The following is a 24426-nucleotide window of genomic DNA, read 5'->3' as shown; positions in this document are numbered from 1 at the left end:
AATCCTCGTTGCAAACGCGCAGTTCACGACGACGGAGCCCACTTCGGCTTCCGCCGCCCTCGGCGAAGGGTGCGGCCTTAACACCAGCTTCGCGCGGGGCCTGGCTGGCGGCGCGGCTGCCGAGTTAGTAGCGCGATGAGGCAGCCGGCGGCGAGTACACCGACGCTGACGGCGAAGCCGATGCCAGCGCTGCGTAGACCCCAGCGGTCGGCGACCAGGCCTTCGCCGATGACGGGTAGGGAGATGGCGATGTAAGCCACCACGAACAGTGCTGAACTGACTTCGGCCCGCCGATCGGCTGGCGTGGCCTCGGTGACGGAAGCCAGGCCGCGGCTGAAGCTGATGCCTTGTCCCGCACCGGAAGTCATTGCGGCCACGACGAGTCCGGCGAGTGAAGTGCTGACCAGTGCCGCCGTCAAGGTGATCATGCCGATCACCAGTGTTGCGCAGCCCAATGCCATCGCGCGTTGGGGCTGTATCCGCTTAACCGCTACCTGAGCCACTGCTGAGGCGAGGAAGGCGCAGCTGGCCACGACCCCGGCTGCAGCGTGGTTGTCGATGCCGATCATGGTGGAAAGGAATGATGGTGCCAGCGCGGCGAACAGTCCCACGCACGCAAATCCCGCGAACGTCCCGATCGCCGCGAGTGCGAACGTGGCACGCACTTGGGCAGGAAGTCGCAGCCGCTGCATCCCGAGGTATCCGGTTTTTGTTGATGTTTCGGGCACGCCGATGACGGCAAGGCCAGCCGCCACCGCTAACACGATGTGCATCACGAAGGCCAGCTGCAGCGGTGCGGGGCAGTACTGGACGAGAACACCGGCCAGCAAGGGTCCGGCGCCCAGCCCACCAATGTTGGCGATGGTCGCGATCGCGGGGGCCGCGGTGCGCCATTTCGGCGGTGCGGCTTCGATGATCGCTGCGGTGGCGGTGCCGGTGAAGACACCGGCCGACAGCCCGGACAGCACGCGCGCGGCTACTAGATCGAGCACCGTGTCGGCGAGCAGGAACATCGCGGCGCTGGCCACCGCGACGACGACGCCGCCGAGCAGAACAGGGCGTCGGCCGATCGCGTCGGACCAGCGTCCGAAGACCACCAGCGCCGCCAATACCCCACCGGCATAGGCTGCGTAGATCATCGTGGTGGTGAGCACCGTGAAGTGCATCGTGGTGGCGTAGAGCGCGTACATCGGGGTGGGCAACGTGGTGCCGGCCATGATCACGGCGAACGCGTATGCCAGCAGCACGGTAGCCACGCCGCCACGGCGCCTTGAGTTTGGACCCGCCGAGGTAAGCGCCTCTGCAATCATGACCGCTTCGACGGCGCTGATGTCACGATGTGCGGCGTCATAATTTGCGCAGCGGCGCTGATTGTTTCGGCGATGTTGTGGATGGCGATGTGGCCGATGTAGCCGTCCGGCCGAATCAGCAACACCGTGTCTCGGGACAACCCGTAGATCTCGGCGAATTGTCCGGTCGGGTCGGTGAGCACGCCCTCGGGTAGGTCGCCCTTGCTGTCGGTGTCGACGATGACACGCGTGAGTTCCGCGCCGGCGGCGGGCCAGTCGAGTTCCGCCAACCCGTCGGCGGCCTGTGGACCGTAGGCCAGCGCGGTGAAATGCGGTCCGCGGTAAGCGTCAAACACCCGCACGCGGCGGCCGTCCGCGGTGACGAGGTCGGCATCGGGCGCGCGGTCGCCCACACGCAAGGTCTTGGTGTGATCGGCGGCCAGGGGCGCCAGTGGGCCGCCGTGATAAGTCAGGCCTAGTTGCTTCTCGTCCTTGCCGCGTCGGATGCTCGACGGGTCGAATTTTCCGATCCCTTCGTACTTCTTGGTCGATAGCCCGAGCACGCCTGCGGCGATCGGTTGCCGTTCCTGTTCATAGGTGTCGAGGAGTCGATCGTCTGCTCCTCCCAGGACTTGGCCGAGTTTCCAGCCCAGGTTGTAGGCGTCGCCGATCCCGGTGTTGAGCCCCTGGGCGCCGGCGGGGGTGTGGACGTGGGCGGCGTCACCGGCCAGCAGGACGCGGCCGCGGCGGTAGTTCTGGGCCAGTCGGATGTTCGGGCGAAACACCGACTGCCACCGAATGTCATGCAGTGCGAGCCGTTTGTTGTGGGTGTGGGCTTGGATGCGCGCGTTGATCTGCGCCAGGTCTTGCGGCGGTTGTTCGTCGGGCGAAAGCCGGATCATCCACTGGAATGTGTCGCTGTGTGGCAGCGGGCAAGCGCCGACGAAGCGTCCCTTGAGTCCGGGCCACACGTGCCAGTACTTGCGGGACAATCCACCCGAGACGGCGGCGTCGACGATGAGGATGCGGTCGGCCTCGTCGGTGGAGCCGCTGAACTCGACGCCGAGGATCTTGCGGACCCGGCTGGCGCCGCCGTCGGCGCCGACAAGGTAACGCGCGGTGATGTCCTCGGCGCCGTCAGAGGTCGCGACTTGTGCTGTGACATGCGTACCGTGGTCGGTGAGTTCCATCAACTCGGTGTCGAATTCAACACGGTCGCCTAAGGATTCGAACCGGGCGTGCAGCGCCCGGTCGGTGCGGTGCTGCGGGATCAGCCAGGTATCGGGGTATGGGACATCGGGACCGCGCTTTCCCTTGGCCATCATCCTGAAAGGGATCGTGATTGGGCCGAGATGGATTCCCATCGGGGGGTACAGGGCGCCCTGGTTGACGATGTCGGGCAAGGCGCCGAGATCGTCGAGAACCTCGAGGGTGCGGGGCTGGATGCCTTTGGCGCGGGAACCGTCGAAGGCATGTGGCGCCTTATCGATGAGGCGTACCGCCACGCCGCGGCGCACGAGGTCGATCGCAAGCGCGGTGCCGGCGGGCCCTGCGCCGACGATCAAGACGTCGGTGATGGTCGTTGTTGTCATGGGTCAAGCCGATCTGTGGAAGGTGTCGTAGAAAGTCGCCAGTTGGTCGGCGACGACGAGGGGACGTTCGAACGGCGCCATATGGCCGCAGTCATCGATGACGTGGCATTGGCTGGGCTGGAGCAGTTCGCGGACCTGGCCCAGGCTGCTGATCGGGGTGACGTGGTCGTCACGGCCCCAGATCAGTTGTGTGGGCAGGTGAAGTGTGCCGGTGTGCCGGTAGAGCTCGGCGCGATTGAACAACGGAAAGTGTTGCAGTGTCTCGAAGAAGCCGTAGATCGAACCTTCGTATCGTGAGGCGTCACCGATCATGGCCGCCAGGGCGGCGGCACGGTCGGCGTCTGCCACATTGTGTCCCAGATGCTGTTCGAGGACACGTCGCCCGAACCGCTTGGCGAGGACGCTGGCCGTGATGTCGTTGCCCAGCAACAGTTTCTGCGCAACGGGTTGACGGCTCAGCCCGGCGGGGCCTACCAGGGTCAGGGTGGCCGCGCTGCCGACGTGTTGACTCACATACGCCATGGCGATCAGCGCGCCCATCGACGTGCCCACCACGTGCTTGGATGCGGGTAGGTCGAGATGCTGGACGAGCTCGCGGAGTTGGCGCACGAACAGCGCCTCGTCATAGCGGGCGACGACGCGGTCGGAGTAGCCGCGCCCGTAGCCGCTGTAGGTCAGTGTGCGCAGTCCGCGGGCATGTAGCTCGGCAGCCAGCTCGTCCCAGTAGAACAACGGAATGGTCAGCCCGCCGGCCAGCACGACGACGTCACCGCCGTCAGGCCCAGTCAGCTCGTAATGCGTTACACCATCGCTTAATTGAATGTAACTACCGCGAAGACGACCCCGCGTGGCGGCGTCCAGTCGGCGGTCTTCTCCGGCTGCGACGAAGTACTTCATTGGGCGTTCCTTGCTGGACGGGAGTGCAGAAAGTCGTTGACCGCGTCCGCTACCCAGGCCGGGTCTTCCTCGGGCAGCAGATGTCCGCCGTCGGGATGGACCTTTTCGACACTGCCTGCGATGTCGCGGGTGAAGTGTTGGCCATCCATGCCGGCGCTGCGCAGCACCAGGGTCGGCACGCTGATGTAGGGAATCTCACCGCTGCGGTCGGGTTGGTCGGTGGTCAGGAAATCCACGAATGCCGAGCGGTTGCCGGCCCGGTTCCACAACCGGTGCGCGCGATCCACCATCGCGTCGTCGACAGTGTCGGAGTTCGGTCCGACGGCTTGCCGCAGGCTGCGCTCGACGGCGCGCCGGGGCATGAACCGCCGTAGCAGTTGCCCGACTACCGGGTTGCGCGCCAATGCCATCGCGGCGGGCAGTTCCTTATCCGGATAGCCAGTCGCGTTGATCAACGCCAAACCGGTCAGCTGCAGGTGCTCGGGGTGATCGAGGGCAAGATTCCAGGCGATGTTGCCGCCCAACGAATTACCGACCACGGCGCATCGCTCGACGCCGATGGTGTCCAAGAATCGTGCGAGCGTCCCGGCGTAGGTGGTGACGCGGTAGTCGCGGTCGGGGCGAGGCCCCGTTACGCCGAAACCAGGCAGGTCCAGGCGAATCACGTCGAAGGACCCCCACAGCCGTTGGGCGACGGCCTCCACCCCGTACAGCGAGGACGCGCTGCCGTGCAGTAGCACCACCGTCGGGCCATTCCCCGACCGTCGGTAATGGATCCGCATGCCGTCGACGGTGGCGAACTGCGAGTCCGAGTGCACATCGATATCGTGAACCATCATAATGGATACAGTGTTGCCGTTATTGTGGTGGCTGTCAAGAGTGGTCATACTGAGCGCGTGAGCACGTCACCTTTGGGGCCTGAGCTAGTGGAGCAGAGCCCGCGGCGATCCCGGGGCCGCCCACGGCTGCCGCTGGACCGGATCATCGCGACCGCAACCGCACTCCTGGACGAGGAAGGCGCCGACGCCCTGTCCATGCGCAACCTGGCCCAGCGCCTGGACTCGGGTACTGCGACGTTGTACAGGCACTTCACCGGACGAGCGGACCTGGTCGCCCAGGTCGTCGACAGCGTGCTGGCCGACGCGCATGTCGACGACGAGGCACTTGCCAGTATGACGTGGCAGCAAGCCTGTCAAGCGTTGGCACGCAGCCTATTTGATGTGTTCCGACGCCACCCCCACGTCGCACCCCTGTTGGTCGAACAGATGCCGACCGGGCCCAATGCGATGGCTCAGCGCGAACAGATGATCGCGCTGCTACTCAAATCGGGCTTCTCGCCATCGCTGGCCGCGCAAGCGTGCGCCACGCTGGCGCGCTACGTCCTCGGGTTCGCCACGCAACTGTCCCCGCCGGGGGCCAGCGCTACGGACGAGGACGAGGTGTGGCAGACCCTGGACCCTCAGACATTCCCTGCTACCGCCAGCGTGGCCGACCATCTGCCCGTACCGCTGGAGCAAGAGTTCGCCTTCGGCCTGGAACTCCTCATCAACGGCTTGAACCAGGTTGCGCACCACGACGGCAAACGCGCGTCCAATCGACGCCCTCGGCGCGGCTAGATCAAGCAAGGGATTGGGCAGCCCCGGCCGTCCCGTCCTAGACGCCGGCTCGGGGGCGTTGACGCATGCTCATATTATCGGATACGATGTATCCGATAATGGCGGCCGGACCAATGCGGGTGGCGACCCGTGCAGGGTGACAGGAGACAACCAGTGACCCGAATTCTGTTGCGCGGCGCGCAGGTGGTGAGCCTGGCGCCGAATCGGCCCGATAGCGAACGGGTTGACATCCTCATCGAGGACGATCGCATCTCCGCGATGGGCGAGTACCTTGACCCAACCGGTGCCGACGTCGTCGACCTCACCTACCGCATCGTCATTCCCGGGCTCGTCAACGCCCACCTGCACACCTGGCAGACCGCGCTACGGTTCGCCGGCGGAGACTGGTCACTGCTGGAATACCTGGCCCACACCCACGGTCACGTCGCCCGCAGATACAGCCACCACGACATGCACATCGGGACATTGGCCGGTGCGCTGAACCAAATCAACTGCGGTACAACGACACTCGGTGACTGGTGTCACAACTGCCTGACACCTGACCATACCGACGCCGCCATCGACGCACTGACCACCGCCGGTATCCGAGCAGTCTTCTTGCACGGCACGCCCCATGGCGGCCCAACCAAACCTCACGACGTGCGCGAGATCGATCGCCTCCTCGACGGACCCATCGCCAACAGCGCACTGCTTACCGCGGGAATGGCGATCAAGGGTCCGCAACTGTCAGCTCCCGACGTGGTGATCGCGGACCTACGGGCCGCCCTCGAACGCGGCGTGATTGCATCGATGCACCAGAGCGCCGGAACGCCCGGACACTGCTGGAATGCCGTCGGCGCTGCTGGCCTGTGGGGTCCACACGCCAACATCGTCCACGGCACCGGGCTGACCGACGAATGGGTCAAGAAACTCGCCGACGCCGGAGTCACCTTCACGACCACACCGGAAAACGAACTGGGTCAAGGGCATTGCACGGCAATCACTGAACAACTGTTGCGCGCCGGCGCGGCCCCGTCACTCGGTACCGACACCGAAACGGCCGTATCCGGCGAAGTTCTCACCGCCGCCCGCATCACCCTGGCCTGCCAACGAGGCCTAACCCACGAGCAGGAGTTCTACCGCACCGGGCTGAGCGCACCGACCGCGGCGCTCACCAGCAAGCACGCGCTGTCGTGGGCGACCGTGCACGGCGCGCGCGCGCTCGGCCTGGCCGACAAGGTCGGCCACCTCGCCCCCGGGATGCAAGCCGATGTCGTCGTCATCGACGCCCGAGCACTGAACCTGTGGCCGGCCCACGATCCGATCGCCGCGGCGTTGCAGGCCAGCATCGCCAACATCGAAGCGGTCATGATCGCCGGGCACTGGCGCAAGCGCCACCACACCCTGGTCGACACGGACATCGACGAAGTCAAAGACCGGCTGCAGGAGTCGGGCGAACGATTCGCCCACAAGATCCGCGCGACCGGTCCGCTTGCCCGCACACGACGCCGCGTCGTGCGAACTGTCGTGCGCCGGCACCTTCGTCGCCAGACGAGGTCCGGTAGTTAGCAACAGCCTGTCTGCGCCCGAGGATTCCGCCATGGTGAGCAGCGTCGAACTCTGAGAAGAAACCAGTCATCCGACCAGTCGAAGCAGCCGAGTCTTTTAACACGACCTCCAGTTAAACAACAGGGTGCCGCTTGTAAATTTTCGTTGCATCTCGACAAGTAGCCTAGGCAGTTTCCGGCCTTGACTGTGACGGCCCTCACAGTAATATGACCAGTGGTCATACACGGCGCGAGGAGGTGCCTGTGCCGACAGTGACGTGGGCGCGACTTGACCCGGCTCGTCGGGCAGCGGTGATCGAGGCCGCCGAGGCGGAGTTCGGGGCGCATGGGTTCTCCGGCGGCAGCCTGAACGTCATCGCACGGCGCGCCGGAGTCGCCAAGGGCAGCCTGTTCCAATACTTCGCGGACAAGCGCGATCTCTACGCATTCATCGCCGATGTCGGTAGCCAGCGGGTGCGCACCTATATGGAGACCCGCATCGCCGAACTCGGCCCGAGCAGGCCGTTTTTCGAGTTTCTGACCGATCTGATGGATTCCTGGGTCGCGTACTTCGCCGATCATCCGAAGGAACGGTCGCTGCACGCCGCGGCGAGTTTCGAGGTCGACACCGATGCGCGCGTCAGCGTGCGCAGCGTCATCCATCGTCACTATCTGGAAGTGCTGCGCCCGCTGGTGCGAGACGCCCAGATCCGCGGCGACCTCGCGGCCGAGGCGGACACCGACGCGCTGCTGTCGCTGCTGCTGCTGATCTTCCCGCACCTGGCCCTGGCGCCGTATGTGCGCGGGATGGACCCGATTCTCGGCCTCGACGAGCCGACCCCGGAACAGCCGGCGCTGGCCGTGCGCAGGCTGGTCGCGGTGCTGCGGAGCGCGTTCGCCACATCGCTGTCGGTGACATCTACCACCGCTTGATCGACAGGAGGTCATTGCCATGACAAGAACACGGTCACAGTCGCTCGCCGCGGGCGGACTCAATTGGGACAGCCTGCCGCTCAAGCTGTTCACGGGCGGCAATGCCAAGTTCTGGGATCCGGCCGATATCGACTTCTCCCGCGACCGGGAAGACTGGGAGTCGCTGACCGAACTCGAGCGCGAGTGGGCGACCCGGTTGTGCGCGCAGTTCATCGCGGGCGAGGAAGCGGTCACCCAGGACATCCAGCCGTTCATGGCGGCGATGCGCGCCGAGGGGAGGCTCGGCGACGAGATGTACTTGACCCAGTTCGCGTTCGAAGAGGCCAAGCACACGCAAGTGTTCCGGATGTGGCTCGACGCCGTCGGCATGACCGGCGATCTGCAGCACTTCCTCGACGACCTGCCCGCGTATCGGACGATCTTCTACGACGAACTCCCCGAATCGCTGGATGCCCTGGCGACCGACCCGTCGCCGGCGGCTCAGGTCCGCGCTTCGGCCACGTACAACCACGTCATCGAGGGCATGATGGCGCTGACGGGATACTATGCGTGGCACCGGATTTGCGTGGACCGCGGCATCCTGCCCGGGATGCAGGAACTGGTGAAGCGGATCGGTGATGACGAGCGACGGCACATGGCGTGGGGCACGTTCACCTGTCGACGTCACGTGGCCGCCGACGACTCACTCTGGGGTGTCTTCGAAACCCGGATGAACCAGCTCATCCCGTTGGCGTTGCAGAACACCGAAGACGCTTACGCCCTTTACGAGGTGATCCCGTTCGGCCTCGAGAAGGACGAGTTCCAGCAGTACGCCACCGACAAGGGGATGCGCCGCTTCGGCACGATCAGCAGCGCCCGCGGTCGTCCGGTCGAGGAGATCGATCTCGACTACACGCCGCTCCAACTCGAGGACACGTTCGCCGACGAGGATCGAAAGGCGTTGGCGGCGTCTGCCTAGCGAGACCTCAGAACGGCACGCCGACCGGCTTGCTGACCCGAAACACCTCAGTCTCCTCGGCCAGGCCCTTGAGGCGCTGCACGCCAAGGCTTTCGAAGTGCAATCCGGAGCCCGCCGACAGGTCGCGGACGGTCCTGCTGGCGAGCACTTCGTCGGCATGCGCCATGCCGCCGATGCGCGCACCGACGTGGACCGCCATGCCGCTCCACTCGTCGCCGCGCTTCTCGCATTCACCGATGTGCACGCCGACCCTGACGTGCATGCCGAGTCCGGCCAGCGTCGGCACCAGTTCGAGCCCGCAGCGGGCGGCCTTGGTCGGCCCGTCGAACAGCGCGAACACACCGTCCCCCGTGTGTTTGGCCCGGTGACCGCCGTACTTGGACAGCATCCTGTCGACCAGGTGGTCGTGGACGTCGAGTTCGTGGCGCCAGTGCGAGTCACCGTGAGCGCTGAGCAACTCCGTCGAGCTGACGATGTCGGTGAACATCACCGTCGACAGCACCCGCTCGCCCTGTTCCTCTTGCGGTGTGTCGCAGACGTATTCGAGGATGGTCGACGCCATCGCGTCGTCGAACAGCCCGTGCGGTCCCGGCGGCAGTTCCCGGAATTCGGCGCCGGGGATGGCATCCGCCAACGCTTGGGCGGCCTCTGGCGGTGAGACGATGTCGCCGCGCCTGCCGAGGACAAGCGTGGGTGTGCGGATGCTCTGCAGAACCGGCCGGACGTCGATGTCGGCGACCGCTTCCCACAGCATCCTCGCCATCATCGGGCTCGCCGAGACGCGCTGGAGCCTGCCGTACATTTCGCGGAAGCCGGGCACGTCGGCGATCGGGCCGAAGAACGCGGTCGCCAAAGCGCCTTCGCCCCAAGCAGACTCGACCTCGTCGCGAAACGCGGCCACCATCTCCTTGGACAAACCCCACGGGTAATCCGGTGGTTCGGGCGTGAACCGGGGAAGTGTCCCGTAGAGGATCAGCGAGCGCACCCGCTCGGGAAACGTCGCCGCGAACAGAATGCTCATCGGTCCGCCCTCGGACACTCCCCAGAGCGCGGGACAGTCCGCGCCTGCCGCGTCCATCACCGCGTGCAGGTCGTCCATCCGCTCGTCGAGCGGCGGAACCCGTGTCACCGGGTCCGACAGCCCGGTGCCGCGCTTGTCCCAGGCGACGAAGCGGGTGCCGTGCGCCAACTGTTCGAAGAACGGCGTGAACGGAAGATCGGGATCGGTGAGCATATCGACATTGCTGACCCATCCCGGCACCCATACCAGCGTGTTGTCGGCGTCGCCAAGGATGCGATACGCGAGGCGGACGTCCCCGTTGCGCGCGTAATGCACTCCCCCGTCGATCATAGAAATATCGTGCACCCGCGAGGCGGTTGACCGAGCAGTTTTCGACCGTTGTCCACCGATCGGGGGATGCGCGAATCCCCCGGTGAAAGGGCAGATCGCCGGAACCGCGCCGGGTGGTCGGCGGGAAATACTCATGGCATGACGATCACGATTGACATCCCAGTCGCCGCCGCCCCGTCGGTCCTGGCACGGGTCGCCGCTCGGTTGGGTGCGCGCCACTATGACCGCCTGGTGCTGTCCGGCGCCGGGACCGAAGCAGGCAGCGCGCTGGCCGTGCACGTGCAGCGATTGGTCTCTCGTGGGCACCGCGAATTCCTCGCCGCCGAATTGCGGCGACGCGGCACGGCGGTGTTGTGCGACCGCGTGATGTCGGCGCCCAGCGCGAAGGTCCCCGCCGTGTGGGACGCGGCGGATCTGATCGAGCGGGTGGAGAAGCGACTAGTGGGCCGTCGCAGCGTCAGCCCGCGCGGCACCGCGCGACTGCGCCGGCTGCTGGCCGACTGGAACGGACCGCTGCGGCATCGCGGCAGCGGCGATCTGTGCAGTGAACTGCGGGCGGTGCTGGCGGCGCTGTAGGTCGGCGGGGTTGGAGCCGCCGAATTGCCCACCTCTGAGCGACAGTGACGCCGCCGCCGACTTTGTCGCTCGGAGGTGGGCACATCACGAATGTGTCCTCGCCAAGACTGCTCCTACTGAAGGGATTTCACGAGGCGCGCGCGCAGTCGGTCAACCTCAGCCATCGCCGGCCACGTCGCCGACGACGGCCGACCCCACAACAGCAAGTCGAGCGCCATCGGATCTGCGCTGATCCGCGCACCTGCTTGCGACCCGGTGGGTGCCGGAGTGACAAGATGCCTGCCGTCGCCGAGTTCGACGAGCCAGGCGGCCTCGCCGTAATCGAGCAGCACGGTGCCCGACGAACTCGACGTGCCCGCTTCTTCCGCGATCACGTCCGGGTCACCCGCCATCCACGTCAGTACCTCATTCACCCCGTCGATCGTGAGTGCGTCATCGACCGAACTGATCGCCATGCCCGCGGTGAGCTCGGCATCGACGCGATGCACCAGTGCCTCATGGGCCATCCGCCGTGCCCACGCCCCGACCGTGGACTCGCCTGCACCCTCCATCCACGTCCAGGCAGCATCCTCGGGATCGAGGCCAGCCAGCACACCCGCAAGGTCGGCGACCACCGCATCGTGTCGCTCAAGCGCCTCAGGAAACGGCGCCTCGCCGGCAGCGTCGACATCGCGGCCTGAAACGGCCTCGCCGGCCCGCAGGACCGCCGCTTTGTGGGCGTACACCTGCACGACATGCCGCGCCAGATCCAGCGCAGTCCAGTCCGGGCATGAAGGTACGCGCGAATCGAAAGCGATCTCGCGCAACGCCGAAGCGAACCGAAGCGCCTGCTCCTGCAAGGCGTCGATGTACTCCTCGTGGCTCAGCCAGCTCGATCTTTCGGTATTCGGCGATCGCGAGGCCATACCCAGCGATAGTAGAGACGCCGCAAGGCGCGTGCCGCGCGGTGGCAGTGTCCTGCTATCTGAAAGTGCCCGGCTACGAGCGACTTTGAGTTAGTTGTCGCTGGGTGGTGGTTGGGGTTCGTAGGGGTCGTACCACCACCAGTCGGCGCGTTCGCCGAGCGGCCCGGTCCAGGGTGCCAGCGACCGTGAGGTCAGTGGGTCGCCGTCACTGTCGGTGACGACGAGCCGCTCGGCGGGCCCGGTGATGGTGATCTCGCCCTTGTGATGCATCCGGTGGTGGTACGGACAAACCAGCACCAGGTTGTCCAACTCGGTCAACCCGCCATCCTCCCAATGGATGATGTGATGGGCATGCAAACCCCGGGTGGCCCCACAGCCGGGGACCGCACAAGTCGGATGACGGTGTTCCAACGCCCGCCGTAGTCGCCGGTTGATGGTGCGCGTGGTGCGCCCGGCGCCGACGAGCCGTCCGCAGCGTTCGAACCACGCCTCACAGGTGGCATCACAGGTCAAATATTGGCGGTCGGCATCCGAGAGCAGCGGCCCCAGGTGCAGGTTGGCGATGCGCTGCTCGACATCCACATGCACCACCACCGTGGTGCGCTGCCCGTGCGGGCGGGCCGCCACATCGGCATCCCACCCCGCCTCCACCAACCGCATGAAGGCCTGTGAATTCGTCGGCAACGGCGGGCGGGCTTCCTCGCTGCTGTCGCTGTGGTCGTGTTTGTACTCGTTGACCAACGCATCCCGGTGTGAGGCCAGCGCCGCATCAAAGGTCGCGGCCTGATCAGTGGGCAGGGTGATCCGATACTTCGTGCACGTCTCGTCCGCGGTCTTGCTGAACGACGCCGCCGGCGCCGGCGCGGGATCCGGATCCGGGCGCGGCTCCAACTTCACCGCCGTGCGCAACTGACTCACCGTGGCCACCGCCGCCAACTCCGCATAATGGGCATCGGATCCCTCGCCCGCGCGGGCGGCGATCACCCCGACCTGATCCAACGACAACCGGCCCTCACGCATCGCCGCCGTGCAGCGCGGAAACTCCTCACTGCGGTCAGCGATCGTCGTGATCGTGTGCGCAGTCGTCGACGACAACCCCAACCGCCAGGCCATCAACGCCGCCACCGACCGCGCCCCCGTCGCCCCCCACAAGTTGTCCCGATCGATCTGCGCGGCGATCTCCACAATGCGCCCATCAATGGCATTGCGCTGACCCGCCAATTCGGCCAACTCCTCAAACAGCACCTCCAGACGGTCGCTGCGAGACACCGCAGGACCGTCAAAAGAAGCAGCAGACGGAATCGGAAACATAACCCCATCATCACCACGAGCAATGACACCGCACGCGACCAAAAGCCCGAACCGGCCGGATCTGTGGATGAATTCGGGCCTGGGGATAAACGCGGGCAAATGTCTACGGCGCCTGGTATTTTGGCCGCGGCCTACGCCGCGTCCCGCCCCACAGCCCGACTCCGATTCCGACGGCCGCGCCGCCAAGTCCGATCAGCCGCTGCGACAGCTTCATCTCGCTGTGCACGCTCATGCCGCCGAGTAGGTCGGCCGCATCTGCACCACCCGACGCCAGAAACCAGCCCCGGGTATCGCGGCCGCGCAGTGCCGCCGTCGCCAGCAGACCGCCGATCAACGCGTCGCGATATCCCATTGAACGCAACAGCAGTCGCGCCGTCGGCGCAGGCTCATCCGGGTCACCCCACAGCTTGTTCGCACGCACCGGGTCGACGAGAAATGAGATGCCCGAGGCGAGTCGGATACAGCCGGCCACAACGCCGGCGCGATCGATCGGCATAGCCTGCAGCCTAAGGTGCCGTCTCAGCAGACCGTGAACAATTCGAGCTGAATGTTGTCCGGGTCGCGAAACACCAACGTCGCGAACGGAAACGGTTGATCGCCCGAACGGATCCCGGAGTGCTCGACACCGAGTTCGTCAAGCCACGCCGCCCACGCCTCCAACTTCGCACGCGAGGCGACATTGAACCCCACATGGTCCAGTCCTGTACGCGCTTCATCGAATTCCCGACCGTCATTGCCGACATTGGTGTGCAGACCGATCACCAGGCCCGAACGCTGATCGACGAGCAATACGCCGTAGCCGGTGTCCTCGCGTTCATAGTGCGGGAACGTCATGGGCACCCGGTCAGCGCGGAACACCCGCTGATACCAGGCGACGCTGGTTTCGAGGTCGCGCACCGTCACGGAGACGTGATGGATCCCGGTGATGTCTGGCGTCCAATCGCCGGTCATGCCTTGTCCTTTCGCGGGACGAACACCGGAACGAAGGTCGTCTCGCCGTCGGCCTCATGGCGTTCGAACCGGACCTCGACGGGCATGCCGATGTGCACCGAGTCCGGTTCACAGTCAACGATATTGGACGCGATGCGCAGATCGGCCTGTTCCGCCAATTCGACGATCGCGATCACGTACGGCACCGGCACAGCCGGATTGAACGGCTGATAGTTGACGGTGTAGGTGAAGACGGTGCCGTCCCCGGAGACGGGGCGTGCGACGAGTGTGCCGCCGCACTCCGGGCAGTCCGCTGCCGGCGGACTGACCCACAGCGCGCACTGCGTACATCGGTCGATGAGGAGTTGCCCGTCGGCGCCACCGGTCCAGAACGGCCGATTGCGCTCGTCGAGCTTGGGCAGCATCCGCGCCGGATTCGCGGGTACGGCGGCGTCGGGCATGACAAGCAAAGTACATTCCAGAAGGCTGTCATTACAAAAATAGACGTATGAGGTGAGAACTGCCGGTGAGCCATTTCGAGAAGGACGCGATCATCAGCGGCCTGGGCATCTCGCGCATCGGCCGCCGAACGGGCATCCCCGGTCTGGAACTCACCCTCGAGGCGGCCCGCGCCGCCATCGCGGACGCCGGTCTGACGCCTGCCGACATCGACGGCATCGGCACCCTGGGCGACACGCCCCCCAGCGAGGTGCTCGACGCGCTGGGCATCGACACCACCGACCAGACGTCGGGCTTCGACACCGGCGGCGTGCTCATCCCGGTCATGTCGGCGTTCCGCGCGGTCTCCGAGCGCCGGGTGCGTCACGTGCTGGTGTACCGAACCGTCGCGATGCTGGGCGGCGCCGTGAATCAGACCGGGTCGCCCATGCTCAACCCGCTGGCCTCGCCTCCCGTGGAACCCCGCCAACCCGGCACCCGGCGCAAACTCAAACCGTTCGAAGACCTCGACGAACTGTTGGCCGCGCATTCCTATTCGGCGGCGAACTGGTTGGCGATGCACTGCCGCCGCCACATGGATCTGTATGGAACGACCAAAGAACAACTGGGCTGGCTCGCCATCCACAGCCGATGCAACGCCGGACTGAATCCGCGTGCGGCCTACCGGGATCCGATGAGCATGGCCGACTACCTGGCGGCGCGGCCGGTGTCGACACCGTTCGGACTGTTCGACTGCGACGTGCCGGTCGACGGGTCCATCGCGTTGGTCGTCTCGCATGCCGAATACGCACCGGATTGCCCGAACCCGGCCGTCGCGGTCGAGGCCATCGGCGGGGCGTACGGTTCGGGAGGATGGTTCCATCGCGACGATTTCCCGAAGATGGCGTCGGTAGAAGCGGCGGCCGAAATGTGGTCACGCACGGATCTGACACCCGCGGATGTGGACGTGGCCGAAATCTACGACGGCTTCACCTTTCTGACGCTCGCCTGGCTGGAAGCGTTGGGCTTCTGCGCCGACGGCGAAGCGGGGCCGTTCATCGAGGGCGCAACACGCATCGCCCTCAACGGCGAGTTGCCGCTGAACACCTACGGCGGCCAACTGTCGGCAGGACGCATGCACGGCTATTGGCTGCTGCACGAGGCGTGTCTGCAGTTGCGCGGGCAGGCCGGCGACCGGCAGGTGACACAGCGACCGCAAGTCGCGGTCGCCGCAGCAGGAGGCGGACCGATCGCAGGATGCATGGTGCTGACATGCTGAACCCCGTTACCCGACGCCAAGCCCTCAAGTGGGCCGCCGCCGCACCGGTGGTCCTCGGCCTCGGCGCACTGGCGCCACCGGCTTCCGCGGCCAACCTCAGGCTGATCGACTTCACGCACCGGTTGGTTCCGCCCGAGGCGATCAAGTCGGCGGGCTTCGACGGTGCGCTGGTGTACGTGTCCGAATTGCGGCCGGGCGCGGACTTCGACTTCAAACCGGTGACCCGGGAGTACGCAGACGCGTTACACGCCAACGGTCTTCACGTCGTCAGCTGCTACCAGTACGGCAAACCCGGTTGGCCGACACCGTCGGATTACACCCGCGGCTTCGACGGCGGCGTCGCCGACGCCCAGACCGCACTGCGGTGGCACGGCGCGGCGGGGGGCCCCGACACCGCACCCATCTTCTTCAGCGTCGACGAGGACATCGACCGGGACACCTGGAAAAGCACTGCGGTCCAATGGCTTCGCGGAATCAACTCGGTGCTCGGCGTGAACCGCACAGGTATCTACGGTCACGCGCAAGCGTGCGGATGGGCAATCGACGACGGTGTCATCGGGCAATCGACGTCCCCCGGCCACTGGTGGGCGTGGCAGACCAAGGCATGGTCGCACGGTGAACGTGCGCCAGGGGCGGTGCTGTACCAGTCGGTCGTCGTCACCCCGTCCGACCCCGGCGTCGTGATCGGCGGTATCAGCCTCGACGTCGACGACGTGCTCGCACCCGATTTCGGACAGTGGGACCTACGGCGATGACGACGGCTCCGGTGTCGTTCAGCGCCAACGGAATCGACGGTGTCCGCATCGTCGCAGACCGCTACGGCGATCCCGCCGCCCCAGCGGTGGTGTTCCTGCACGGCGGCGGTCAGACCCGTCGGTCATGGGGCCGCGCCGCGGCCGCGGTCGCCGAACGCGGTTGGCAGGCCGTCACGGTCGACCTGCGCGGCCACGGCGAATCCGACTGGTCGGACGACGGCGACTACCGCGTCACCACCTTCGCCAAAGACGTGCTCGAAGTGCTGCGCCTGCTTCCGCCACGCCCCGTGTTGGTGGGTGCGTCGCTGGGCGGTTTCACGTCGATGCTTCTGGCAGGCGAGCTTTCACCGGCCACGGTGCGCGCCGTGGTGCTCGTCGACATCGTGCCCGACATGAACCCCTCAGGGGCGTCGCGGATACACAACTTCATGTACGACCGGATGGAGTCGGGTTTCGAATCGCTCGACGAGGTCGCCGACATGATCCAGGAGTACAACCCGCACCGGCCCCGGCCGACCGATCTCGACGGCCTCCGAACGAATCTGCGTCAGCGCGACGGCCGTTGGTACTGGCATTGGGACCCGAAGTTCATCGACGGCACCTCGGCGCTCCCCCCGATCGAGGTGACCGAGGTGGACCGGATGTACAACGCGGTCGAGTCGATCCTTCGCACCGGCGTGCCGATGCTTCTGGTGCGCGGCCAGATGAGCGACCTGGTCACCGCCGAGCGTGCCGACGCGTTCATCGCTCGCTTCCCCGACATCGGCTTCGTCGACGTGGGCGGCGCCGGGCACATGGTCGCGGGCGATCGCAACGACCTGTTCGCCGACGCCGTCGTCGAATTCCTCACCGAGCACGCCGACAAGGACTGAGCATGCGAGCAGAGCGCATCACCGCGAATCTTCAAGTCGCCGACGTCGATGCCGCCAAGAGCTTCTACACCGACTATCTCGGGTTGCGCGACGAGGAGTTCAACATGGGCTGGGTGGCCCGCTACACCGCACCCGAGACCGGCGCCCACGTCCAACTCGTCACACGTGACCTCGATGCGCACCTGCTGCCTGTCATCTCGGTGCACGCCGAAGACGTCGACGCCGCGCACGACGAAGCGCGGCAACTCGGCTACGAGGTGGTGTACCCGCTGACCACCGAGGCGTGGGGGGTGCGCCGGTTCATGGTCAAGGCGCCCGACGGCAACGTGATCAACATCGTGCAACACCGGGCGTAGCGGTCACCTGCCGTGCGTGGCGAAGAACTGCGCACTCGCTTGCGATGCATCGATCAACCAGGCGTGACCGCCGCCGTCGACCTGAAGGAAATCGACCTCGGTCCCGCCCGCGCATCCCGCGGCGGTGAACCGGTGCACGGCACCGACGGCGTCTTCGACCGGCGCACCGGGGCAGCCGTCGAGTTCGCGCCACCGCTGTGCGAGCGCGGGCGCCGCCACGATGTCGCTGTGCCCGCCGCGACCGAGCATCGTGCCGCCGCCGAACGGCACGACGGCGTCGGCGGTGCCGTGCACTTGCAGCACCGAGACCGGCTGGGACGGCGCGCACGGATACGCGGCACCGAGCGTTCCGGCCACTGGGGCGATCGCGGAGACCAGGTCGGCGCGTTGGCACGCCAGTCGGTTCGCCATGAACGCGCCCGCCGACAGGCCCGTGGCGAACACCCGCCCCGGTGGGATGCCGTGATCACGGGAGAGTTGAGCGATCAGCGCCGCGAGGAAGCCGACGTCGTCGACTCCCTGGCGGTCGGGCACCGACGCGCTCCGGCCGTCGGCCCAGCTGAAGTCGATGCCGTCGGGATAGGCCACCACGAAGCCGTGCTGGTCGGCCACGGCGTTGTAGTTCGTGATCGCGGCCTGCTCACCGCCGCTCTGCCCGGCGCCGTGCAGGTTGATCACCAGACCGGCAGGCGGACCCGGTGGGACGTGCAGCTGATACGTCCGAGGCAACCCGCCGATCACCAGCTGACCAGGGGCATCGCCGGGCAACGCCGACGCGTGGGAATGGCCGAAAACGACAGAACTGACGACGACAGCTGCCGCTGCCGCAATGCGTCTTGCGTACCCATTCAGCACTAGTTCGCCAGAGTAAAGGACTTGGCGAACTCGCATCTGTAGTTCGGAAGATGAGGCCGATGCCCCATGCGCCGACGCCTGTGCCGGGCCGACCATTTCCGCATCGGTTGGGAGGCAATCATGTTCACTATCGACGAACTGGCCACGATTCCGCTGTTCTCGGCGCTCGGGGAAAAGGAGTTGGAGTTCCTCGCCGGCGCGGTCGAAGACATCCACCTGGTCCCCGGGGAGTATGTGGCCCACGAGGGGGACGGCCGTTTCCTGGCCGTCGTGGTCGAGGGCACGACGGAGCTGACCAAGGTGGTCAACGGCGTCGAACAGGTGATCGGCGTGCGGCGACCGGGAGAACTCGGCGGCGAGGTCCCGATGACGCTCGGCACGCCGCTGCCCGCCAGCATGCGGGCCGTCGACCCGTCCCGCGTATTGAAGCTGACCGTCGAGGACTTCCACACCCTCGCGGCGATGGCGCCCGACATCGCGGCGTCGGTTGGCGCCGCCGCCGTAGAGCGCATGGAGATGCTGCGCGCCGCCACCGCGCAGCCGCCGGAACCGACGGTCTTCGTGATCGGCCCGCGCCTCGACGCGGGCATGCACACCTGCGACAGTTTCCTGCGTCGCAACCAGATTCCGTACGAGCACCTGGATCCAGACGATGCATATGGGCCGCCGTATCCGGTGGTGATGCTGCGCGACGGCACCCGGCTGATCAACCCGACCATGCGTGCCGTGGCGACGGTCGCGGGACTGACGGTCGCCCCAAGCCGGTCCCGTTATGACGTCGTCATCGTCGGTGGCGGGCCCGCCGGACTGACCGCAGCCGTCAACGCCGCGTCTGAGGGCCTGCAGACCGCACTCATCGAGTCGTTCGCTCCTGGCGGGCAGGCAGGAACGTCGACCCGCATCGAGAACTACACCGGATTCCCGTTCGGCGTCTCCGGTGACGACCTGGCCAGCCGCGCGCTGCAGCAAGCGAAGCGGCTCGGCGCCGAGATCATCGTGACTCGGCGGGTGGAGACCATCGACCCCTCGGCGATGACCGTCGGGCTGGACGGCGGCGATGTCCTGCGAACCAAGTCGATCGTGCTCGCGATGGGCGTGGACTGGCGGCGACTTCAGGTCGATGACGTCGAACGGTTCGTCGGCTCCGGCATCTACTACGGCGCGGCGCGCAGCGACGCCGGACTGGCGCAGGGCAAGGACGTCTATCTGATCGGGGCGGGCAATTCGGCCGGGCAAGCCGCGATCTTCTTCGCCACGCACGCCCGGTCGGTGACGCTTCTGGTCCGCGGTGAGTCGGTTGCCGAAAGCATGTCGCACTACCTCATCAAGCAGATCGCGACGAAAGCCAACATCCGCATCGAGACGCGCTCCGAGGTCGTCGCCGTACACGGCGACGAACAACTCGAAGCGATCGACATCATCGATCACCGAACCGGCACGACGTCTCGCCGCGATGCCGCCGTCGTCTTCGTGCTCATCGGCGCAGAGGCCGCCACCGACTGGCTTCCGCCCGAGATCTTGCGCGACGAACACGGTTTCGTCGTGACGGGCAGTGACGCGATGAAGGCCGGCCAGTGGAGCGCGGATCGCGAACCCCTCGCACTCGAAACGAGCGCCGACGGGATCTTCGCCGTCGGCGACATCCGCTCGGGCTCGGTGAAACGCGTCGCGGCATCCGTCGGCGAAGGCGGGGTGGCCATCGCGATGGTGCACCGCTACCTACTGCAGGCGCAGCCATGACCACCGCGACCCCGACCGTCACGGATGTGCCTGCGCGGCGGCGCTTCGAGATCGCAGTCGACGGGGACCTCGCCGGCTTTGTGGAGTATCGGCGCCGCCCCGGCGTGATCTCCTTGATCCACACCGAGATCGACCCGTCACGTGCGGGCGCCGGGCTGGCCACGTTGCTCGTCAAGGCCGCGTTGGATGCTGCGCGCGCGCAGGGTTTGGCGGTGCAGCCCTACTGCCCGTTCGTCCAGCGTTTCATCGAGCGGCACCCCGAATACCTCGACCTGGTACCCGCGAACCGGCGCGCGATGTTTGCGTTGGACCCGAAAGGATGACGCTGCGCTGGTTATCGTGAGCCGGTGAACGAGGCAGGCGGTCCGAGTCAGCCTCCCCCGCCCATGCTCACCGTCAGCTCCGACGGTGTGCGGCGCACGTTCCCGCCCGGCCGCGACGTGATCGTCGGCCGCGACGTCCGAGCCGATCTGCGTATCCCGCACCCGGCCATCTCGCGGGCACACATGATCCTGCGGTACCACGACGGCTTCTGGATCGCGATCGACAACAGCAGCCGCAACGGGGTCTTCCTCGGCGCACAACGAATCCAATCGACCGCCGCGACCGACGGGCTGAGCATCAACCTCGGCGACCCCGACGGGCCGCGACTGACGTTCGAACTCGCTGTCGCACCGGACAACCGGACCACGGCGCAAACGAAGCGGCCCGTCATCGCCGCGCCCACCCAGGCCATCACGGCGTTACGCCCACGGCGGCGAGGACCGGCAGCACCGCACGCGGTCACCGTCGGACGCGCGCCGGACAACGACATCGTCGTCGCCGACATGCTGGCATCGCGCCACCACGCCCGACTGCTGCCGACGCCGTCCGGCACGCGGATCCAGGACATGCGCAGCATCAACGGCACGTTCGTCAACGGACAACGTGTCAAGGACACGATGCTGCGCGAGAACGACGTCGTCACGATCGGCAACATCGACCTGGTATTTGCAGGCGGCACCCTCGTCCCGCGCACCGCCCCGGCCACCACGACCGGCGGACTCGAGGTGCACGGTGTCGGGGTGACCCTCAAGCGCGGCGCCGTGACCCTGCTGGACCGCGTGTCGTTCACCGCGAGGCCAGGCACTCTGACGGCGGTGATCGGCCCGTCCGGGTCCGGCAAGACCACATTGTTGAAAACCGTTGTGGGGCTTGCCCGCCCGAGCAGCGGTTCGGTGTCGTTCGACGCCCGTGACCTGCACGCAGACTACGCCGCGCTGCGCAGCCGCATCGGCATGGTGCCGCAGCACGACGTCGCGCACCGCGGACTCACCGTCGCGGAAACGCTGAACTTCGCCGCGGAACTGCGGATGCCGCCCGACACGTCGAAAACCGACCGCCAGCAGGTGGTCTCGCGGGTGCTCGCAGAACTCGATATGACCGCGCACGCCGACAAGCGGGTGGACCAGCTGTCCGGCGGGCAACGTAAACGCGTGTCGGTCGCCATGGAGCTGTTGACCGAACCGTCGTTGCTCGTACTCGACGAGCCGACAACGGGTTTGGACCCGGCGCTGGATCGCCAGGTGATGACCATGCTGCGGCGGCTCGCCGACGCGGGCCGTGTCGTCGTGGTGGTCACCCACTCGCTGGCGTTTCTCAGCGAGTGCGATCAGGTGTTGCTGCTGGCGCCCGGCGGCAAGCCGGCGTACTGCGGACCGCCCGAGGCGCTCGGTCAGGTCATGGGCAGCACCGATTGGGCCGACATCTTCACCAGCCTCACCACCGATCCGGATGGGGCGCAACGGCGTTACTTGGAACGCCACGGTGCGGCGGCCGAGCGCTCGGCCCCGTCCGTGCCGTTCGTCAACGTCGGCAAGCCCGCGCGCACCAGCCTGTGGCGGCAGTTCTCGGCGTTGTCCCGCAGACAGGTTCGACTCCTGCTGAACAGCCGTCGCTATTTCGTGTTCCTGCTTGCGCTACCGGTTCTCGTCGGTCTGCTGCCGTTGACGGTGGGCGGCAGTGCGGGCTTCGGGAAGCCGCAACCGGGTACGGCGGCGCCGATGGAACCGCGCCAGATCATCGTGTTACTCAGTTTCGGCGCGATCCTGATGGGCATCACGCTGACGGTGCGCGATCTGATCAACGAGCGGCCCGCCTACCGCCACGAACAGGCTGCGGGATTGTCGGCCTCGGCGTACCTGCTGGCCAAGATCGTGGTGTTCGGCGCGGTCGCGACGCTTCAGTCGGTGCTGCTGGTCATGGTCGTCACGGCGCCGGTGATCGGGAAACCTGGGCCGTCGACCGCCGCGGTGCTGGGCAGCCCGATGCTGGAATTGTTCGTCGACGTGGCGGCGACGGCCGTGGTGGCGGTCATCCTCGGCCTGGTGGTCTCCTCGGTGTGCCGGTCAAGCGATCAGTACATCCCGCTGTTGGCGGTCGTCTGCACCGCACAACTCGTCCTCGCGGGCAGCGTCATTCCGGTGACGGGTCGCCCGGTGCTCGAGGCGATCGCCGCCCTCACGCCTGCGCGTTGGGGAGTCGCGGCGATGGCATCGACCATCGACTTACCGAATCTGGTTCCGGCCGCGACAGATCCGATCTGGGCGCACAGCGCGTCACGGTGGTTGGCCAACATGGCGATGCTCGCGGTGCTCGGCTTGGTGTTCGCCGCGTTTGTCCGCTGGCGGTTGCGGCTGAAGGCCGCCGCGTAGCCGGTCCCTTACCGAAGGGATAGAAAACCCTTCCCTTTTCGGAGCGGAATCTGGCTTCGCGAGGATTCCGGCGGAAGTCGCTGATCACGACTATTTCAAGTCATGGCACGCATCGCACTGGTCGGCATCGGCGTCGGCGGCACCCTCACGGTCAGCCGGCTCGCGGAGCAGGCCGACCGCTCGTGGAGCGGCACCACCCTTGACATCGTCGACCGTCCGGAGAACCTCGGCCGCGGCAGCGCTTTCGGCAGCGATATCGCGGCCGCCGCGGTCAACACCTCCCAGTACCGGCTGGAGGCGCTCTCCCCGTCACTGCATTCCTTCCGCAGCTGGCTCGAGGAAGGCGGGAGCCGGTGGACCGGTCTCGACGAACAACCGATGTCGCGGTCGGTGTACGGCGACTACCTGGCGGCCACCCTCGGCAAGGCCATCGACCGTCTCCGGAATTGCGGCGTCCGCGTCCGCTTCACACCGATGCACGCGAAATCGCTGCGGCCCGGCCTCGACGGCATCGAGGTGCTCGGTGAGACCGCCGATGTGCCCGCAGCCGACATCGCCGTCGTCGCGCCCGGCGTGTGGTCCTCCCCTCGGCCCGCGATAAACCACCCCGCCGTTGCCGCCTATCCGCTGAGCGGTCTGCGGACGCGGGTCGCCGAGCAGCGCTCGGTCGCGGTTCTCGGCACCGGCCTTTCCGCGGTGGACGTGGCGTGCGCACTCGACGACGGCGAGAAGCGGGTCCATCTGCTGTCGCGGTCCGGCACGCTGCCGCGTGTCCAGGTCGAGTCCGCCAATGCTGAGGCGCCCCAACACCTCACCGAGGACGCCGTCATCGGCCTTGCGGTGTGGACCGAGCTGACGGCCGACTCCGTGCTGACACTGCTCGACCGCGAACTCGCGCGGTTCGGCTTCACCCGATCCGATATCTTCGACGACGCCGCGCACGCCGAGCATTGGTCGGATCCGCTGGCCGATCCGGCCGACCTCGCCTGCCACCACACGTTGAGCGGAACCAACCACGCGCTCAACACCGCGTTCACCCTGCTGTCCGACAGCGAGCGGACCGCACTGCGTGAGGCGCTGGGACCCAGATGGTTTCGCTACCGGGTGCGGGTGCCGCTGAGCCGGTGGCGCCAACTGCGCACGATGCAGGCCGACGGCCGACTGATCGTGCACGGTGGCGTGGACGCCCGCGACGGACGCCTCGGCGACATCCTCACCGACCTGGGCGCCGACCAGGTGATCCCCGCGATCGGGCAATCGACCGACCTGGAAGAGGGCCCGGAACTGGTTGCCGCCCTCGCGACTTCGGGTCTGGTGGGCTGCGACGAGGCGGGCCGGGGTCTGGTGGACCCCGCGACATGCCGGGCGCTCACGCCAGAAGGCCATCCGCGCGACGACCTGCTGCTGGTCGGCCAGGTGTCGGCGGGCAGCTACTTCACCGTATCCGCGCTCGACGTCGTTGTGCAGCAGGCCCGCAACGCGGCGTCGACCGTCGCCGATTTCATCACCACTCGAACCGGCCGCCGTGTCCCGGTGGCCAGCAAGGCAGCCTGA

Annotated in this window: 24 protein-coding genes; 13 read left to right on the top strand and 11 right to left on the bottom strand. The window is 66.8% G+C overall.

Going from position 1 to position 24426, the window contains the following annotated elements:
- Positions 1-77: 77 nt before the first annotated feature.
- The 4 genes from C1A30_RS14195 to C1A30_RS14180 are packed head-to-tail and all read right to left on the bottom strand — an operon-like array spanning position 78 to position 4617.
- Positions 78-1310: an MFS transporter gene (locus tag C1A30_RS14195; protein ID WP_101948904.1), complete on the bottom strand. Its 1233-nt coding sequence runs from the start codon at positions 1308-1310 to the stop codon at positions 78-80.
- Positions 1307-2881 (bottom strand): FAD-dependent monooxygenase, encoded by a 1575-nt coding sequence (locus C1A30_RS14190; protein WP_101948903.1) that lies wholly within the window; start codon positions 2879-2881, stop codon positions 1307-1309. Before C1A30_RS14190 ends, C1A30_RS14195 begins: the two co-directional genes overlap by 4 nt.
- A gap of 3 nt (positions 2882-2884) precedes the next feature.
- Positions 2885-3778 (bottom strand): alpha/beta fold hydrolase, encoded by an 894-nt coding sequence (locus C1A30_RS14185; protein WP_101948902.1) that lies wholly within the window; start codon positions 3776-3778, stop codon positions 2885-2887.
- Positions 3775-4617, bottom strand: coding sequence for an alpha/beta fold hydrolase (locus tag C1A30_RS14180; RefSeq protein WP_235009896.1), 843 nt, complete (start codon positions 4615-4617; stop codon positions 3775-3777). Before C1A30_RS14180 ends, C1A30_RS14185 begins: the two co-directional genes overlap by 4 nt.
- A 57-nt stretch (positions 4618-4674) precedes the next feature.
- Between C1A30_RS14180 and C1A30_RS14175 the strand changes: the two genes are divergently transcribed.
- The 4 genes from C1A30_RS14175 to C1A30_RS14160 all read left to right on the top strand — a co-directional run bounded on the left by C1A30_RS14175 (position 4675) and on the right by C1A30_RS14160 (position 8811).
- Entirely contained in the window at positions 4675-5394 is a 720-nt protein-coding gene (locus tag C1A30_RS14175) for a TetR/AcrR family transcriptional regulator (RefSeq protein WP_369974125.1), read from the top strand.
- 153 nt (positions 5395-5547) lie between these two features.
- Entirely contained in the window at positions 5548-6942 is a 1395-nt protein-coding gene (locus C1A30_RS14170; protein WP_235009894.1) for an amidohydrolase family protein, read from the top strand.
- Between the two features lie 242 nt (positions 6943-7184).
- Positions 7185-7853 (top strand): TetR/AcrR family transcriptional regulator, encoded by a 669-nt coding sequence (locus tag C1A30_RS14165; RefSeq protein WP_101948901.1) that lies wholly within the window; start codon positions 7185-7187, stop codon positions 7851-7853.
- 19 nt (positions 7854-7872) lie between these two features.
- Positions 7873-8811, top strand: coding sequence for a R2-like ligand-binding oxidase (locus C1A30_RS14160; RefSeq protein WP_101948900.1), 939 nt, complete (start codon positions 7873-7875; stop codon positions 8809-8811).
- Positions 8812-8818: 7 nt separating this feature from the next.
- Here the strand turns inward: C1A30_RS14160 and C1A30_RS14155 are convergent, their stop codons facing one another.
- Positions 8819-10162 (bottom strand): adenylate/guanylate cyclase domain-containing protein, encoded by a 1344-nt coding sequence (locus C1A30_RS14155; RefSeq protein WP_101948899.1) that lies wholly within the window; start codon positions 10160-10162, stop codon positions 8819-8821.
- Between the two features lie 138 nt (positions 10163-10300).
- Between C1A30_RS14155 and C1A30_RS14150 the strand changes: the two genes are divergently transcribed.
- Positions 10301-10738, top strand: coding sequence for a hypothetical protein (locus C1A30_RS14150; RefSeq protein ID WP_101948898.1), 438 nt, complete (start codon positions 10301-10303; stop codon positions 10736-10738).
- Positions 10739-10851: 113 nt separating this feature from the next.
- Here the strand turns inward: C1A30_RS14150 and C1A30_RS14145 are convergent, their stop codons facing one another.
- From C1A30_RS14145 to C1A30_RS14125, 5 genes are all read right to left on the bottom strand, one after another.
- On the bottom strand, positions 10852-11643 hold the full coding sequence (locus tag C1A30_RS14145; RefSeq protein WP_101948897.1) for a maleylpyruvate isomerase N-terminal domain-containing protein: 792 nt from the start codon (positions 11641-11643) through the stop codon (positions 10852-10854).
- Positions 11644-11733: 90 nt separating this feature from the next.
- The gene (locus C1A30_RS14140; RefSeq protein WP_369974159.1) at positions 11734-12945 is read right to left on the bottom strand and encodes an HNH endonuclease signature motif containing protein; all 1212 of its coding nucleotides are present in this window, start codon (positions 12943-12945) and stop codon (positions 11734-11736) included.
- Between the two features lie 112 nt (positions 12946-13057).
- Positions 13058-13450: a DUF4267 domain-containing protein gene (locus C1A30_RS14135; RefSeq protein ID WP_101948895.1), complete on the bottom strand. Its 393-nt coding sequence runs from the start codon at positions 13448-13450 to the stop codon at positions 13058-13060.
- A gap of 23 nt (positions 13451-13473) precedes the next feature.
- Positions 13474-13905 (bottom strand): VOC family protein, encoded by a 432-nt coding sequence (locus C1A30_RS14130; RefSeq protein WP_101948894.1) that lies wholly within the window; start codon positions 13903-13905, stop codon positions 13474-13476.
- The gene (locus tag C1A30_RS14125) at positions 13902-14309 is read right to left on the bottom strand and encodes a Zn-ribbon domain-containing OB-fold protein (RefSeq protein ID WP_235010068.1); all 408 of its coding nucleotides are present in this window, start codon (positions 14307-14309) and stop codon (positions 13902-13904) included. The genes C1A30_RS14130 and C1A30_RS14125 overlap by 4 nt, the downstream gene beginning before the upstream one ends.
- Positions 14310-14410: 101 nt before the next feature.
- Between C1A30_RS14125 and C1A30_RS14120 the strand changes: the two genes are divergently transcribed.
- The 4 genes from C1A30_RS14120 to C1A30_RS14105 are packed head-to-tail and all read left to right on the top strand — an operon-like array spanning position 14411 to position 17584.
- Complete coding sequence (locus C1A30_RS14120) at positions 14411-15601, top strand: thiolase family protein (protein ID WP_101948892.1); 1191 nt, start codon at positions 14411-14413, stop codon at positions 15599-15601.
- Positions 15595-16356, top strand: coding sequence for a DUF1906 domain-containing protein (locus C1A30_RS14115; protein ID WP_101948891.1), 762 nt, complete (start codon positions 15595-15597; stop codon positions 16354-16356). The genes C1A30_RS14120 and C1A30_RS14115 overlap by 7 nt, the downstream gene beginning before the upstream one ends.
- On the top strand, positions 16353-17228 hold the full coding sequence (locus C1A30_RS14110; RefSeq protein WP_101948890.1) for an alpha/beta fold hydrolase: 876 nt from the start codon (positions 16353-16355) through the stop codon (positions 17226-17228). Before C1A30_RS14115 ends, C1A30_RS14110 begins: the two co-directional genes overlap by 4 nt.
- Positions 17229-17230: 2 nt before the next feature.
- Complete coding sequence (locus tag C1A30_RS14105) at positions 17231-17584, top strand: VOC family protein (RefSeq protein ID WP_101948889.1); 354 nt, start codon at positions 17231-17233, stop codon at positions 17582-17584.
- Positions 17585-17587: 3 nt separating this feature from the next.
- On the opposite strand, the gene C1A30_RS14100 is transcribed toward C1A30_RS14105, so the two are convergent.
- Entirely contained in the window at positions 17588-18439 is an 852-nt protein-coding gene (locus tag C1A30_RS14100) for a PHB depolymerase family esterase (RefSeq protein ID WP_235009892.1), read from the bottom strand.
- Positions 18440-18559: 120 nt separating this feature from the next.
- Here C1A30_RS14100 and C1A30_RS14095 point away from each other — a divergent pair, with 120 nt between their 5' ends.
- The 4 genes from C1A30_RS14095 (at position 18560) to C1A30_RS14080 (ending at position 24426) form a co-directional block, all read left to right on the top strand.
- Positions 18560-20179 carry a cyclic nucleotide-binding domain-containing thioredoxin-disulfide reductase gene (locus C1A30_RS14095; protein WP_101950189.1) on the top strand — a complete coding sequence of 540 codons (1620 nt, stop codon included), beginning with the start codon at positions 18560-18562 and terminating at the stop codon, positions 20177-20179.
- Entirely contained in the window at positions 20176-20502 is a 327-nt protein-coding gene (locus tag C1A30_RS14090; RefSeq protein WP_101948887.1) for a GNAT family N-acetyltransferase, read from the top strand. Before C1A30_RS14095 ends, C1A30_RS14090 begins: the two co-directional genes overlap by 4 nt.
- A 63-nt stretch (positions 20503-20565) precedes the next feature.
- The gene (locus tag C1A30_RS14085; protein ID WP_101948886.1) at positions 20566-22872 is read left to right on the top strand and encodes an ATP-binding cassette domain-containing protein; all 2307 of its coding nucleotides are present in this window, start codon (positions 20566-20568) and stop codon (positions 22870-22872) included.
- Between the two features lie 102 nt (positions 22873-22974).
- Positions 22975-24426, top strand: a complete 1452-nt coding sequence (locus C1A30_RS14080) for an FAD/NAD(P)-binding protein (RefSeq protein WP_101948885.1) — start codon at positions 22975-22977, stop codon at positions 24424-24426.

This window comes from Mycobacterium sp. 3519A (assembly GCF_900240945.1).
Lineage (GTDB): Bacteria > Actinomycetota > Actinomycetes > Mycobacteriales > Mycobacteriaceae > Mycobacterium.
Note: the sequence above shows the minus strand (reverse complement) of the source record. Positions and strands in the feature narration are given on the sequence as shown.